13 protein-coding genes are annotated in these 15,146 nt (G+C 67.7%); 2 read left to right on the top strand and 11 right to left on the bottom strand.

The window, feature by feature from the left end:
* Position 1: 1 nt before the first annotated feature.
* The 3 genes from G020_RS0101270 to G020_RS0101260 all read right to left on the bottom strand — a co-directional run bounded on the left by G020_RS0101270 (position 2) and on the right by G020_RS0101260 (position 4,321).
* Positions 2-1,162: a GGDEF domain-containing protein gene (locus G020_RS0101270; RefSeq protein ID WP_369774022.1), complete on the bottom strand. Its 1,161-nt coding sequence runs from the start codon at positions 1,160-1,162 to the stop codon at positions 2-4.
* Between the two features lie 113 nt (positions 1,163-1,275).
* The gene (gene arsJ / locus G020_RS0101265; RefSeq protein ID WP_024328339.1) at positions 1,276-2,511 is read right to left on the bottom strand and encodes an organoarsenical effux MFS transporter ArsJ; all 1,236 of its coding nucleotides are present in this window, start codon (positions 2,509-2,511) and stop codon (positions 1,276-1,278) included.
* 109 nt (positions 2,512-2,620) lie between these two features.
* Positions 2,621-4,321 carry a 2-isopropylmalate synthase gene (locus G020_RS0101260; protein WP_024328338.1) on the bottom strand — a complete coding sequence of 567 codons (1,701 nt, stop codon included), beginning with the start codon at positions 4,319-4,321 and terminating at the stop codon, positions 2,621-2,623.
* Positions 4,322-4,476: 155 nt separating this feature from the next.
* On the opposite strand from G020_RS0101260, the gene G020_RS0101255 reads away from it, so the two are divergent.
* Entirely contained in the window at positions 4,477-4,968 is a 492-nt protein-coding gene (locus G020_RS0101255) for an Lrp/AsnC family transcriptional regulator (RefSeq protein WP_024328337.1), read from the top strand.
* A 12-nt stretch (positions 4,969-4,980) separates the two neighbouring features.
* On the opposite strand, the gene G020_RS0101250 is transcribed toward G020_RS0101255, so the two are convergent.
* Positions 4,981-5,484, bottom strand: coding sequence for a DUF1249 domain-containing protein (locus G020_RS0101250; RefSeq protein WP_024328336.1), 504 nt, complete (start codon positions 5,482-5,484; stop codon positions 4,981-4,983).
* A 115-nt stretch (positions 5,485-5,599) separates the two neighbouring features.
* Between G020_RS0101250 and G020_RS0101245 the strand changes: the two genes are divergently transcribed.
* Complete coding sequence (locus tag G020_RS0101245) at positions 5,600-7,234, top strand: alpha-D-glucose phosphate-specific phosphoglucomutase (RefSeq protein WP_024328335.1); 1,635 nt, start codon at positions 5,600-5,602, stop codon at positions 7,232-7,234.
* A 49-nt stretch (positions 7,235-7,283) separates the two neighbouring features.
* On the opposite strand, the gene G020_RS0101240 is transcribed toward G020_RS0101245, so the two are convergent.
* From G020_RS0101240 to flgG, 7 genes are all read right to left on the bottom strand, one after another.
* Positions 7,284-7,982 (bottom strand): hypothetical protein, encoded by a 699-nt coding sequence (locus G020_RS0101240; protein WP_024328334.1) that lies wholly within the window; start codon positions 7,980-7,982, stop codon positions 7,284-7,286.
* A gap of 54 nt (positions 7,983-8,036) precedes the next feature.
* Entirely contained in the window at positions 8,037-9,281 is a 1,245-nt protein-coding gene (flgL, locus tag G020_RS0101235; RefSeq protein ID WP_024328333.1) for a flagellar hook-associated protein FlgL, read from the bottom strand.
* Between the two features lie 66 nt (positions 9,282-9,347).
* The gene (gene flgK / locus G020_RS0101230) at positions 9,348-11,258 is read right to left on the bottom strand and encodes a flagellar hook-associated protein FlgK (protein ID WP_024328332.1); all 1,911 of its coding nucleotides are present in this window, start codon (positions 11,256-11,258) and stop codon (positions 9,348-9,350) included.
* A 59-nt stretch (positions 11,259-11,317) separates the two neighbouring features.
* Positions 11,318-12,394, bottom strand: a complete 1,077-nt coding sequence (gene flgJ / locus G020_RS0101225) for a flagellar assembly peptidoglycan hydrolase FlgJ (protein ID WP_024328331.1) — start codon at positions 12,392-12,394, stop codon at positions 11,318-11,320.
* Complete coding sequence (locus tag G020_RS0101220; RefSeq protein ID WP_024328330.1) at positions 12,394-13,569, bottom strand: flagellar basal body P-ring protein FlgI; 1,176 nt, start codon at positions 13,567-13,569, stop codon at positions 12,394-12,396. The genes flgJ and G020_RS0101220 overlap by 1 nt, the downstream gene beginning before the upstream one ends.
* Before the next feature lie 60 nt (positions 13,570-13,629).
* Positions 13,630-14,331: a flagellar basal body L-ring protein FlgH gene (gene flgH, locus G020_RS0101215; RefSeq protein ID WP_024328329.1), complete on the bottom strand. Its 702-nt coding sequence runs from the start codon at positions 14,329-14,331 to the stop codon at positions 13,630-13,632.
* 4 nt (positions 14,332-14,335) lie between these two features.
* A complete protein-coding gene (gene flgG, locus G020_RS0101210; RefSeq protein WP_019022250.1) occupies positions 14,336-15,124 on the bottom strand; it encodes a flagellar basal-body rod protein FlgG in 789 nt (262 codons plus the stop codon).
* Between the last annotated feature and the right edge of the window lie 22 nt (positions 15,125-15,146).

Here is a 15,146-nt window from a genome sequence, read left to right as displayed (position 1 = left end):
CTCAGTTGACCACGGGTCTGGCGGCGTCTCCGGCAGCCGCGCGCACGCAGTTGCGTCCGGCGGACTTGGCTTCGTACATGCCCAGATCCGCCCGGCCGAGGGCCGCATCGATCGACTCCTCCGGCATCCAGGCGGCGACCCCCACGCTCGCGGTCATGCGCACCACCGCGCTCCCGCTCTGTACGCAAAGGGCCTGAACCTCCGAGCGCAGGCCCTGAGCGCGCTTTTCCGCCTGCTCCAGGGACATCCCCGGCAACAGCACGCCGAACTCCTCACCGCCGAGCCGCGCCAGGGTCTCCCCGGGCTTCAGGGTATCTCTGAGCACGCGCGCCACGCTGCGCAGGACCTCGTCGCCCACTGCATGACCGTGACGATCGTTCACGCCCTTGAAGTGGTCCAGATCCAGCAGCACGACCGTCAGCGGCTCCTCCTCCAGACGCGCGCGATGGCGGGCCGCCTCGGCGGCATCGAAGAATCCGCGCCGGTTGGCCACTCCGGTCAGCGGATCCGTGGTGGACATGCGCACCAGCCGGTCAAGCGCCGCAAACTGCCAGTGCCGCAGCACGTCCTCGCGATGGGCGATGGCCAGAAGGACCAGCAGCACGAAGGAGACGAACAGTCCCGCCAGATGGGCCTCGCTCCCCTGCACATCGTCGGTCTTGCCCAGCGCAACCGCCCACGTCGCCAGCAGCAGAACTCCGGTCAGGCCCCAGCGCCAGCGCCCGGTGTTAGGCAACAGCAGCACGAACACCATCCCGACAAAGGCGAACTGGCTGGTATCCAGGACCGGACTGGAGTGCTCCAGTCCGTGGACGAAAGTCAGGGCCAGCGTCAGCAACGCTACCCCGAGCCCCGTCAGCGGCGCGATGGTCAGCAGGCCCTCCGGCCAGCGCCATACGCTCAGAGCCGCCCCGAGCAGCATCGCCGCGAATACCCCCCGCAACACGAACGCCACTTCCAGCCACCCGCCTTCCAGCTGCGCCAGATCCAGCGGCACCAGCGCCGCCAGCATCGCCAGGATCAGTGCGAGCACCACCAGAAACGTCACTCGCATCCCGCGGGATCGCTCGCTGCGGAACCGCGCCTCCAGCGCATCGTCGGCGAACGCCGCAGTCCAGGGTGACGGTCGCGGCAGCGGAACCGGAAGGTGGCCGTGCGTCATGTAGCCTCGATGATCGGCCACCCGCTTCCCCTTCGAATGGATATTGACAGTGCAGGATCCCACGACAGGTGTGAGCGTACCAGAGGCATACCGTGCTCGGCACGCCGGATCGTTCAGGCGTGCAGGGCCTCGCGCGGCAGCGCCGAGGAGATCATCCAGGCGGCAAAGACAAACAGCGTGGAGGCCACAAGCGCCCCCTCCAGCCCCCAGAGCATGAAGATGGCACCGGAGGCGACGGTCCCGACCAGACGCCCCCCGGCATTGGCCATGTAGTAAAAGCCGACCTTCATCGCAACGCGGTCGGCCTCGGCGTAGTCGAGGATCAGGAAGGAATGCACGGCGGAGTTGATGGCGAACACGACGCCGAACAGGCCCAGCCCGACCATCAGCACCCACGCCGGGTCCAGGCCGGCCTCCAGGCCGATCACGATGGCGAGCGGCAGCAGCATCAGAACGAACGCCCACAGGCGCGCGGTCAGCCCGGTCGGATGCACCCCGCCCCGGCCCAGCAGGCGCGGCACCGAGGCCTGCACGATGCCGTAGCCGATCACCCACAGCGCCAGAAACGCCCCCACCTGCATGTGGTTCCAGTCCAGCGTGGCACTCAGGAACACCGGCAGCGCGACCACGAACCAGACATCGCGCGCGCCGAACAGGAAGAAGCGCGCGGCCGAGAGCACGTTGATCGCGGTGGAGTTGGAGAACATCCGGGTGAACTTCGGCTTGCCGCCGACCTTGCCAAGGCCACGCGGCAGCCCGACCACCGAGAACAGCATCACCACGGCGAGCATCCCGGCCAGGACCACCAGCGCCATCTGGAATCCGACCGAGTACAGCAGCGCCCCACCGACGAAGAAACCGACCCCCTTCAGCGCGTTCTTGGAGCCGGTGAGCACCGCGACCCAGCGAAACAGACGCCCTTCGCCGTCGCCGGCGACCAGCTTCACGCCGGATTTCGCACTCATCTTGTTCAGGTCCTTGGCGATCCCCGACAGGGCCTGCGCGAACATCACGTACGCCACTCCCAGCCACGCCTCGGGCACCGTGAGCATCAACAGCGCGGCGACCTGCAACAGCGTCCCGCCGATCATCGTGGTGTTCACTCCCAGCCGCGCGGCCAGCCAGCCGCCGGTCAGATTGGTGACCACCCCGAACAGCTCGTAGAACAGGAACAGGAAGGCAATCTCCAGCGGGCTGTAACCCAGCTGGTGGAAGAACAGCACGACCAGCATGCGGATCGCGCCGTCGGTGATGGTGAACGCCCAGTAGTTCGCGGTGATGCGCGCGTAGGCGCCCACACCGAGGACCGGCGAAGCGTCAGGATCGGGACTGGGGGCCGCATTGCTCATCACGGGCACAATGTTGAACCCGGATGACGGCGGGGGGAAGGGGTAACAGCGGAACCGCGGCCGATCCCGACCGGCTCCGCCGCTCTCCGGGGCCTTCAGCCGGTGGCGGTCAGGCGCTGGCCGCGGCCATCACCGCGTCCGGGATGCGCGGGGCCTCGTTGCCCAGGCGCCGGCCGGCGGCGTTCAGGACCGCCTGCAGGGTCGCGGCCGTGGTGTCCTCCCCCAGGGCCACGCCCACCGAGCGCTCGCCGTCCACCGAGACATCCACCGCGGCCATCGCGCGCGCCTCGGTCCCGGCCTCCACCGCGTGCTCGTCGAAGTGGCTGACGCGCACCTCCACGCCGCGGCTGGCGTGCAGCGCCTCGGCCAGCGCCTCCACCGCGCCGTGGCCGGCCCCGTTCAGGCGGGTCTCCTGTCCGGGCGGGCCCACGGTGGCATCCAGGCGCACCACCGGCCCTTCCTTCTCCATTTCGTAGCGCACCAGATCCCAGCCCGGCACCGGCGCCAGGTAGTGCTTTTCGAACAGCTCGTGGATGCGCTGCGAGGTGACTTCCTCGCCGGAGGCCTCGGCGTCCTGCTGCACGATGCGGGCGAACTCCACCGCCAGCCAGCGCGGCAGCTCGATGCCGTAGTCGCGCTCCAGCACGTGGGTGACCCCGCCCTTGCCGGACTGCGAGTTGATGCGAACCACCTCTTCGTAGCGCCGTCCCAGGTCGCCCGGGTCGATCGGCAGGTAGGGCACGTTCCAGTAACCACCGTGCTCCCGGTAGTGCGCCAGACCCTTGCGGATCGCGTCCTGATGGCTGCCGGAGAACGCGGTGTAGACCAGCTCGCCGGCCCACGGATGGCGCGGATGGATCGGCATGTCGGTGCATTCCTTGTACACCTCCATCAACCGCTCCATGTCGGACAGGTCGATGGTCGGATCGATGCCCTGCGAATACAGGTTCATGCCGACGGTGACCAGGTCCATGTTGCCGGTGCGCTCGCCGTTACCGAACAGCGTGCCTTCCAGGCGGTCGGCCCCGGCCAGCAGGCCCAGTTCGGCCGCGGCCACGCCGGTGCCGCGGTCGTTGTGCGTATGCAGCGACACGCAGATGTGCTCGCGGTGCTGCACGTGATCGCAGAACCACTCCACCTGGTCGGCGAACACGTTGGGCGTGGCCGACTCCACCGTGGCCGGCAGGTTGATGACCACCTTCTGGCCCTGATCCGGGCGCCAGATCGCGGTCACTGCGTCGACCACCTCGACGGCGTAGTCCAGCTCGGTGGTGGAGAAGCTCTCCGGCGAGTACTGGAAGACCCAGTCGGTCTGCGGGTACTTCGCGGCGTAGTCGCGCACCCAGCGCGCGCCGTTCTCGGCGATGCCGCGGATGCCGTCGCGGTCCATGCGGAAGACCTGCTCGCGCTGCGCCGGGTTGGTCGAGTTGTACACGTGCACCACCGCGCGCGGCACACCCTCCAGGGCTTCGAAGGTCCGCGCGATCAGATCCTCGCGCGCCTGCGTCAGCACCTGCACGTACACGCCCTCGGGGATGCGCTGCTCGTCCACCAGCCGGCGGGTGAAGTCGAAGTCGATCTGCGAGGCGGCCGGAAAGCCGATCTCGATCTCCTTGAGCCCGATGTCCACGAGCACCTCGAAGAAGCGCATCTTCTGCTCCACGCTCATCGGGTGCACCAGCGCCTGGTTCCCGTCGCGCAGGTCCACCGCGCAGAAACGCGGGGCCGCTGTCGTGCGCTGCGCCGGCCAGCGCCGGTCCGCCTTGTCGATCGGCGGGAAGGGGGCGTACTTGGTGTGATCGAAACTCATGACGATCGGTCTCCTGAATCCGGATACTTACGGCTTTCTTCTTGGGACAACAGAATAACGCAGAGTTCGCCGCAGGGAATTGCGAATTACCCCCATGCCGCTTTCTTTTCGCCACGGGATTGCGCCGGATGGCCCGTGCGCGCAAGATTCGGCTCATGGAAAACGAACTGCACCGCCTCGATCGCTACGACCGCCGCATCCTCGAGATCCTGCAGGAGGATGCCGGCATCTCCAACCAGGCGCTGGCCGAGCGCGTGGGGCTCAGTCCGTCACCCTGCCTGCGTCGGGTACGGGCCCTGGAAAGTGCCGGGATCATCCTGCAGCGCGTGGCCCTGCTGGACCGGAGGCGTCTGGGCCTGGAGCTGACCGCGCTGATCCATATCGGCATGGATCGGCACACCCCGGAACGTTTCGCCCACTTCGAGGAAACGGTGGCCACCTACCCCGAGGTCCAGCGCTGCTACCTGATCACCGGCCAGGCAGCCGACTACATGCTGCAGGTGGTGGTCCCGGACATGGATGCCTATCAGGAATTCCTGCTGCGGCGCATCACCAGGCTGGAGGGAGTGGACAGCGTGCACTCCAGCTTCGTGCTGCGCCGGGTGCTGGACCGCACCGCGCTCCCGCTGGACTATTCCCCGGGATGATCCGGGCGGCGCTCAGACCTCCGGGGTCTCGCCACTGACCGGCGCGGCCGGGGCCGCCGAGCCGTCGGCCACGAAACGATGCCCCTGACGCAGGCAGTAGCGCAGCCACTTGTACAGGAAACGGTTGTGCCGCCAGCGACACCCCAGGCCCGGCTGGCCCGCGAGGGTATCGATCATGCGGTCTTCCCCGGTGCTGCGGCAGTAGCGCCCCAGCACCTCGGCCTGGCGGGCGTCGTGGAACATGCGCACCCGCACGTCCGGCTGCTCGCGCACCCGGTCGCCTTCGCCGAAGCGGTAGGTCAGGCGCAGCGTGGTGGTGTAACGGGTGCGCTCCAGCACCTCCAGATGAAGGTCCAGGGCCCCGTCCACGCGCGATACGGCCCCTCCGCCCACGGCGGCGGGATCAGGACACAGGCGGCGCAACTGCAGATAGTTGTCCTCGTAGAGCTCCATCAACGCGGCGAAGGTGACGGGCCGCGGCTGGAGGTACGCGGGGGTACGGCTGTCCAGCAACATGGCGGCGGAGTCTAACAGCCCTGCGCCGCCACCGTCCGGCATCCCGGCGCTCAGGGCGGACACCCCTGTACGTTTCTGCTACCGTCGGGATAAAGTCAGGGGAGTCACGCAGCACATGGACATCAGCGTCGTCACCACCCATCCGTTCGAAGACCAGAAGCCAGGCACGTCGGGTCTGCGCAAGCGCGTCAGCCGCTTCCGCCAGCCGCATTACCTGGAGAACTTCGTCCAGGCCGTATTCGACAGCCAGCCCGCGCTGGAAGGGGCCGAACTGGTGCTGGGCGGGGACGGCCGTTTCCACAACCGCGAGGCGATCCAGACCATCCTGCGCATGGCCGCCGCCAACGGCGTCGGCCGGGTGGTGGTCGGGCGCGGCGGGCTGCTGTCCACGCCGGCCGCCAGCCACCTCATCCGCAGCCGCGGTGCCACCGGGGCCCTGATCCTTTCCGCCTCGCACAATCCTGGCGGGCCGGAGGGCGACTTCGGCATCAAGTTCAATACCGCCGCCGGCGGCCCGGCCCCGCCCTCGGTCACCGACGCCATCCACGCCCGCAGCCAGGCCATCACCCATTACCGCATCCTGAAGGAAGCGGTGCACGTGGACCTGGATCATCTGCAGGCGACCACCCTGAACGGCATGGACGTGGAGGTGGTCGATCCGGTCGCCGCCTACGCGGATCTGATGGACGAGCTGTTCGATTTCCACGCCATTCGCGAGCTGCTGGCCGGCGACTTCCGACTCCGCTTCGATGCCATGCACGCGGTGACCGGCCCGTATGCGGAAACCCTGCTCGTGGACCGCCTGGGGGCGGCCCCGGAAAGCATCCTGCGGGCAGAACCACTGGGCGATTTCGGCGGCGGACACCCCGACCCCAACCTGGCCCACGCGCGCCGGCTGCGCGAGGCGATGTTCGGCCGCGACGCCCCGGACTTTGGCGCCGCCTCCGACGGCGACGGGGACCGCAACCTGATCCTCGGGCGGCATTTCTTTGTCACCCCGTCGGACAGTCTCGCCATCATGGCGGCCAACGCCCACCACATCCCGGCCTTCGCCGATGGCCTGCGCGGGGTGGCGCGCAGCATGCCCACCAGCCAGGCGGTGGACACCGTGGCCGAGGCCCTGGGCATCCCCTGCTACGAGACGCCCACCGGCTGGAAGTTCTTCGGCAACCTGCTGGACGACGGGCGCATCCGCCTGTGCGGCGAGGAGAGCTTCGGCACCAGCTCCGACCACGTCCGCGAGAAGGACGGCCTGTGGGCGGTCCTGTTCTGGCTCAACCTGCTCGCCGTGCGCCGGCAGTCGGTGGAGACCATCGTGCGCGAGCACTGGGAGCGTTTCGGCCGGCACTACTACACTCGGCACGATTACGAGGGGATCCGCAGTGAACACGCCGAGGCGGTGATGGATCGCGTGCGCGACCGGCTGGCCACCCTGCCGGGACAGTCGCTCGCCGGACAGACGGTGCGCGCGGCCGACGACTTCGCCTACACCGATCCGGTGGACGGCTCGGTGGCCGAGGGCCAGGGGTTGCGGGTGATGTTCGAGAGCGGTGCGCGCATCGTCTTCCGGCTGTCGGGCACCGGCACCGAGGGGGCGACGCTGCGCCTGTACATCGAACAGCACGAAACCGACCCGGCAAGGCTCGACCTGGATCCGCAGGAGGTGCTGCGGCCACTGATCGACGCCGCCGGCGACCTGGGCGACATCCCGGCGCTGACGGGGCGCGAACGCCCCGACGTGATTACCTGACTCTTCAGGGCCTGAGTCGTCCGGGCCTGATCCGTCCGGGCCGGAAGGGTCAGGGGGCGAGCTGCAGGGTCATCGCCCCCTCGTCGACCTCCACCGACTCGATCCCGGCGCCCAGGCCCCGAAACGGCTCCAGGGCCAGCAGGTCCTCGTCCTTCAGCCCGCCCAGCCAGGCATCCGGCAGCGGGATCCCGGCCACGCTGACCCCGACCAGGCGCGCACGCACGCCTTCGTCTTCGGTGGTCTCGAAATGTACGCCGGAATTGACGTTCAGCGTGCGCCCGCCCAGCAGCGGTACGTCCGCCGGGACATCCACGCGCACGCGCGTGCTGACCTGCCCCGGCGTCAGCCGCACCGACACCCGGTTGGCCAGGTCCGGATCACGGGCGATCAGGGCGTTGAGTTCGCGCTCGGAGAACGAGATGCGCCGGGCAGCCGGCTTTTCTTCATAGAGTTCGGGCACCAGCGGTTCGGCATCGGGATCGTCCAGGTCCACGATGGCCTCGCCGCGATCCGCATCCGGGCGCGGCCGCGCCGGTTCACGCGTACGTTCCAGGGCCTGCAGCTTCTCGTCCAGCGCCTCCTGCTCCACAACATCCAGTTCCACGGACTTCGGCTCGCCGGACTGCAACTGCACCCAGCCCCAGAAGCCCGCCCAGATGATCGCCAGGCCGAGCAGGATCAGAAGATAGCGCGGCGGGCGGCCGGTGGAGCCGGCCACACCCTTGCCGGAGGAATCACGTTGAGCCATGTCAGGGATCTCGAGGAAGGTCCGCCGGCATCATCGGCCCGGGCTCGCGGCGCGTCAAATGAAATCGAACAGCGACAGCCGGCTGGTCTCGCTGTAGGTCTGCTGCGCGGCCTGCAGCGCCACCTGCTGCTGGTTGAAGCGGCTGATGGCCTCGGCATAATCCAGATCGCGGATCTCCGAAACGGCGGTCTCCAGATCCAGTAGCCGGTCCTCGTTGAGCTCGCTCTGGTCGTCCATGGTCTTCAGCCGCGAGCCCACGTCGGCCCGGATCTCGTTGAAGTTTCCCAGCGCGGCGTCCATGTCGGCCAGGGCCGTATTGGTGGCGGTGGCCAGATTGGCCCGATTCTCCCGCGTACCGGTCCCGTCCTCCAGCGCGCCGATGATGTCGTCCAGCGTGGAGAAAATGTCCTTGTTTTCGGCCGGCCGCGAAACCACCTCGTCGCCGTCGACCGGATCACCGCTGATCGTCACCGAACGCCCGGCGAAATCGATGGATTCACCCGACACGAACGGCTGTCCGTCCAGTGGCTCTCCGTCGGGTCCGTCGACAGCCTCGTCGTCCGCATCCAGCACGCTGTAGGTCATCTCGCCATCGACATTCTCCGCGAACTCGATGGTGTAGTCCTCCCGATCCAGTTCGCGTACGTCGTACACCTCGGCCTTGTCGACGATCAGCAGACTGTCCGCCTCCCGGTTGGTTACATCGGCCGTGGTGCGACCATCGTTCTCCGGGATATTCATGAACACGTCGGCGCCGGTATCGCCGACGGGGACCGTTCGGGTCGGCGAGATCTCGACCTCACGCACGCTGCCGGTGCCCTCGGCACCCTCATAGCGGACCGTCCCCTCGCCATCCTGCTTGAACGGCTGCTCCAGCGAATTGGTCCCGGCAAAGATGTACTCGCCGTTGGGATCGCGGGTGTTGGCAATCTCGAACAGTTCGTCGCGCAGCTGGCGCAGCTCGTTCGCCTGGTAGCGCCGCGTCTCGTCGGTCTGGCTGTCGTTGTTGCCGGCGATGACCAGCTCGCGCGCCCGCTGCAGGGCATCGGTGCCCGACTGCATCAGGGATTCCTGCTGCTGCAGCCGCGGCTGGGAATTGTCGATGTTGCGCTGGTACTGCTCGGTGGCCTTGATGATGCGTTCGAACTGGTTGGTCTGGGTCGCCCCGCTCGGATCATCGGAGGGCGTCAGGATGCGCTCCCCCGAGCCCAGCTGCAGCGACGTGCGGTTGATTTCCGCCTGATTGCGCTGGATCTGGTCGATTCCGGTCTGGAAGATCTGGGTCGTCGATACACGCATCGTTTCATCCCCGGATGCCGTGGCATCCCGTCCGCTTCTTGTCATTGCCGCCCGCGGGCAGGGTCATCAGCCGCGCACCGCGCCCAGCAGGCTGTCGAACAGACTGTTGCCGATCTGGATCACCTGCGCCGACGCCTGATAGGCCTGCTGATAGCGCAGCAGGTCCGCCGCCTCCTCATCCAGGTTCACGCCGGACACCGCCTCGCGCTGGTCCCGCGCCTGATCGAGCTGGGCACTGGCCGATTCCTCCGCCACCTGCGCCTGACGGGTCTGCGTGCCGACGCTGGCGATCAGGCTGTTGTAGGCGTCGCCGAAATTGCGCCGCCCCTCGACGATGTCCTCCTCGGCCAGCGCGTTCATCGCCTGCATGTTGCGGTTGTCACCCTCGCGGTTCTCGTTGGTGAACACCTCGAACGTATCGCCATCTTCGGGGGTTCCGCGGACTTCCATCTCCCAGCCGTCACCGCTGACTCGGTAGACGCCATTATCCACCTCTTCCGTATCAATGGTGCCGCCGTCCCCTCGCTCGAAGTCGGTACCGTTGAAACTCACCTCGAGACCGTCGATGCTGCCGTCGAACGCCTCGGAATCCGGATCCGTGGCCGCGATCGAGCTCACCGTGGCATCACCCTGATTCCCGTCGCCCTCCCGGGCCCGCAGCGCCGCCGCGGCGGCGAGCTCGTCGCCGTCCTGCATCAGGACTTCCATCTGACTGGCGCCGCTACGGGTCGGCTGAATCAGCCACTCCCCCGTGACGCCATCGTCTTCGAGCTCGCCGACGTCGATGACCATGCCATCCACGCGGATCTCGTCATTAACATCGTCGATTTCGTAATCATCGTCATCAATGACCCGATTGTCCGGCAGCCGACGCAGCTCGTAATCCCCGTTTTCGTCGCGCCGCAGGCGGTAGTCATTGGTGGTCAGAGCCCCGGCGTCCGCGATGCTCACCTCGGGATTGCTCTCCGGCTTCGGATCCCCGGCTCCCCAGACCCGCGGCTCGCCCAGGCCGAAGATCGCCTCGCCCTGCTCGCCGTTGAGGTCCAGCCCGCGCCGGTTCTGTTCGTTGAAGCTCTCGCCCACCGCATGCGCGATCTGGCCCAGCGTGTTCTGCGCCTCGTCCAGCATACCGCCGCGCATCTCCAGCAGGCCGCCGAGCTCGCCACCCCGGATGAAGCGCGAGATGCTCGCGGTGCCGTCGCCGCTGGCAACGCCGATGTCGAGGCGTTCCGGATCACCGGACAGCGGTTCGGCGCGCAGTTCGCGCGCATCGCCCCCCAGCACCAGCGCCTGTCCGTTGCCGACGAACACGTTCAGAGCCCCGTCATCCTGCTCCACGGTGCGCACGTCGACCTTTTCCGCGAGGTCGTTGATCAGCCGGTCGCGTTGATCCAGCAGGTCGTTGGGGGTGCCCTGGGTCGAACCCGAGACGATCGCACGGTTCACGTCGGCCAGGGCATCGGCCAGGTCGTTGACCTCCTGCACCCCGGTCTCGATCTGGCCGTTGACGATCTGGCGCTGTTCCTGCAGGCGGCTGTCGATGGAACCCAGTCGCTCCACCAGCGATTCGGCTTCGGTGCGGAATACCTCGCGCGCGGAACTGGAAGTCGGATCGCTGCTGACATCCTGGGCCGCATCAAAGAAGCTCTGCAGCACCGGCTGCAGCCCCGAGGCCTCGTCCGCCAGCAGGTTGTCGATCCGGTTGGCGATCTGCACCCGCGTCTCGGCATTCGCGTTCTCCGAGGTCGCATCCCGCAGCTGGTTGTTCACGAACTGGTCGGAGATCCGGCGGATGTTATCGACCTCGACGCCCTGCCCCTGGAAGTTGCCGCCCAGGAACTGCGGCGGCCGGTTCGCCAGGGAGGTCGACTGCCGGGAGTAGCCTTCGGTGGAGGCATTGGCGATGTTGTTGCTGGTGGTGCTGATCGCCCGCTGATACGCGAGCAGCCCCGACGTCCCGATGTTGAGGGAACTCATGACGCCATCCTCCGTGGCCGGTGGGAACCCTGTTGTACGCGATCCGTGTTATGCATGCTTCACCCCTCGACCGGGTTATCGGCCGAGCCGGCCGAGACTTGAGCATGGACCGGCTCGCGGGCCTGCGCCACCCGGTCACGCAGATCCAGGATCTTTTCCGCATAGCGCGGATCGGTGGCATAACCCGCCGCCTGCAGCTCGCGCACGTAGGTCGCGTCGTCGCCTGCCTGCAGGGCCCGCTCGTAGCGCGGATTGCTACGGATGAAGTCGACGTAGTCCGCGAACGAGCGTTCCGGATCGTCATAGGCGCGGAAACGCGCCTGTTCGCGCTGTGCCACACCGTCGCGGTACTCCAGGGTACCCACCGAGACCGACTCCCCGCTCCACGAACGATCGGCCTTGATGCCGAACAGGTTGAAGCTGGGCTCGCCGTCCGTACGGCTGGGCACATGCTGCCCCCAGCCGGTTTCCAGCGCGCTCTGCGCCAGCAGCACCGATGCATCCACACCCAGCTCGGCCGCGGCCCGTTCAGCCGCCGGCCCGAGCTTTTCCAGGAATTCGTCCGGATTGCGCGGCGGCCAGTCGACCCGGGGGCCGCCGGCCGCCTCCGGCATCGACCGCGGCGCATCGCCCGCCCCGGCCTGTTCCGCCGTCCCGCCGGGGCCCGCCCCATCCACCGCATCCGCCGCATCCGCAGGCGCCGCGGGCCGTTCCCCGTCCTCACGCGGCCGCATGGGGGTCAGGCTCTCGTTGCGCCGTGGCGCCTCGAGGTTCTGCTGGCGTTCCGGATCGTGCAGGACCTCGGGATCGGTGGGTGCATTGCGCTCCATGTCACGGATCAACGCCTCGCGCAGCCCGAGACCCTCACCCTGACTGACGGAGCGCGCGACCTCCTGGTCGAACATCTCCTGATACATTTCGGTCTGTTCGTTCTCGAAGATCCCGTCGCCCAGCGAAGCCTCGCGCATCTGCTTGAGCATCTGGCCGACCAGCATCGCCTCGAACTCGCGCGCGACCGCTTCCATGCCCTCGCGACCCCCGCCGCGCGCGGCTCGCGAAAGCTCGTGCAGCCCCGACGGATCGGACGCCATCGCCGACTGCGCCTGCATCCGGCTTTCTCCGCTCGGCCCGATCATCAGATCACCACCAGCTCCGCCCGCAGCGAGCCTGCCTCGCGCAGGGCCTGCAGGATGGCCACCAGGTCGCTGGGAGCCGCGCCGACGTTGTTCACCGCACGCACGATCTCGTCCAGCGAGGTCCCCGCGTCAAACAGGAACATCGGGTTGTTCTCCTCCTCGATCGCGATGTCGGTCTCCGGCTGGATCGCGGTCTCGCCCGGAGCCAGCGGCAGCGGCTGCACCACTTCCGGCGATTCGGTGATGGTCACCGTGAGGCTGCCGTGCGACACCGCGGCCGGCGATACCTGCACGCTGGAACCGATCACCACGGTGCCGGTGCGCGAGTTGACGATCACTCGGGCCGGGGCCTCGCCGCGCTCCACCGGCAGGTTTTCCAGTTCCGCGACGAAGCTGACCCGCTGACTGGGATCCGACGGCGCCCGAACCTGCACCGACGAACCGTCCAGCGCCCGAGCGGTACCCGCGCCGAAGGTCTCGTTGACCGTCTCCGTCAGGCGCGTGGCCGTGGTGAAATCGGGCCGGTTGAGATCCAGGGTCACGGTATCGCCGGAGGCGAACGCGGTCGGCACCTCACGTTCCACCGTGGCCCCGTTGGGGATGCGCCCGACACTCGGCACGTTGACCGTGATGCTCGATCCGTCGGCACCCTCGGCATCGAACCCGCCGACGATCAGGTTGCCCTGGGCGATGCCGTAGGTCTCGCCATCGGCACCCTTCAGCGGGGTCATGAGCAGGGTGCCCCCGCGCAGCGAATCGGCATTGCCCATGGACGACACCGTTACGTCGATCTCCTGGCCCGGCTTGGCGAATGGCGGGAGGTCCGCGGTTACCATCACCGACGCGGCATTCTGCAGCTGCGGGTTGGCCCCCTCGTCCGGGGTCAGACCGAGCTGGGTCAGCATGTTGTTGAGGCTCTGCACCGTGAACGGGGTCTGGGTCGTCTGGTCACCGGTGCCGTCCAGCCCCACCACCAGGCCGTAGCCAATCAGCTGGTTCTGGCGCACGCCCGACACGCTGGCCAGGTCCTTCACCCGCTCGACGATGCCCGAACCGCCGTGGTTCGGCTGCTGGGCCATGGCCTGCTGCTGGATCGCGGTCTGCGCGGCCGCACCCTGCAGCCCGAGGGCCACCAGGAGACCGGCGGAGCCCGCCAGCCACGCGACCTGACGCATCCGTTCGCGGATCCCCTCACGAAACCCGTTGCGCGTTTGTGCGTTCATGTCCACCTCGTCCTAAAAGGGCCACAGCGGGCTGTTGAAGAAACGGGTGATCCACCCGGGGGTGTTGCTGTCCGCAATGAACCCGCTGCCGCCATAGGAAATGCGGGCGTCGGCCACCTGTCCCGACAGCACCGTGTTGTCGGCATTGACGTCCTGCGGCCGCACGATCCCGCGCAGCCGCACGTATTCCTCGCCCTGGTTGATGCCCAGCCATTTCTCGCCCTGGATCACCAGGTTGCCGTTGGGCAGGACCTCGGCCACGGTGACCGTGATCTCCCCCTCCAGCTGGTTGCTCTGACTCGAATCGCCGCCGCCGTCGAAGCCGCGCGAGCTGTTATTGCTCACCCCGAACAGCGGCCGCCCGCTGCGGGTCGCCTCGCCGCCAAAGGCCTCGAGATTGCCCAGATCCAGGTCCGAATCCTTGCTGGTGCTGGTGGACGACGATTTCTGCGCGTCGGTGCTCTCTGCCAGGACCACGGTCAGGATGTCGCCGACCCGGGCAGCCTTGGGATCGGTAAACAGGCCGTGCGAATGCGAAGCCTGATAGATGCTGCCGTTGTTCTGGGCCTGCGGGACCGGTTCCGGCGGCTGCACGGCGTGATACTCGGGCGCATCGCCGGGGGTGGTGTCATGCGGCATGCTGGCGCAGCCGCCGAGCAGGACCAGGGCCAGCGGAGCCAGCCGGCGAGCGAGGGGAAGCGTCGCGCGGTTCATGCGATCACCCGATGGTCTGGTTGATGAACTGCAGCGACTGGTCGGCGCTGGAGATGGCCTTGGAGTTGACCTCGTAGGCCCGCTGGGTCTCGATCATGTTCACCAGCTCCTCGGCGATATTCACGTTGGAGGTCTCCAGCGAGCCCTGGATCACCGTGCCCACGCCGTTGAGCCCGGGGTTGGCCTGCTGCGCCACGCCGGAAGCCGCGGTCTCCTTGAAGATGTTCTCGCCCACCGCCTCCAGGCCCGCGGGGTTCACGAAGTCCGCCAGCTGGATCTGCCCCAGGTCGACCGGTTCGGCCTGCCCCGTAATGCGAGCGGTCACGGTGCCGTCCTTGCCGATGTCGATCGACTCGGCATCATCCGGCACGAACAGGCCCGGCTGCAGCGGATAGCCGTTGGACATCACCACCTGGCCGTCGGAATTCACCTGGAAGCTGCCGTCGCGGGTGTAGCCGATGTCACCGTTGGGCATCAGCACCTGGAAGAAACCGTCGCCCTCGATGGCGACGTCCAGCGAGTTCTCGGTCTGCTGCAGGTTGCCCTGTTCGAACATCTTTTCGGTGCTGACCGTGCGCACGCCGGTGCCGATCTGCAGGCCCGAAGGCAGCTGCTGATCCTGGGTCGCCTGCGCGCCCGGCTGGCGCACGGTCTGGTAGATCAGGTCCTCGAATACCGCCCGGTCCTTCTTGAAGCCGGTGGTGCTCGAGTTGGCCAGGTTGTTGGCCACGGTCGACATGCGCGTGTCCTGCGCGTCGAGTCCGGTCTTGGCGATCCACAGTGCCTGGTTCATGGCGTTTCTCCTGTCAGTCGGG

It is taken from the genome of Thioalkalivibrio sp. ALR17-21 (genome assembly GCF_000420185.1).
GTDB classification, from domain to species: Bacteria; Pseudomonadota; Gammaproteobacteria; order Ectothiorhodospirales; family Ectothiorhodospiraceae; genus Thioalkalivibrio; species Thioalkalivibrio halophilus.
This window is presented reverse-complemented; position numbering and strand designations above follow the sequence as displayed.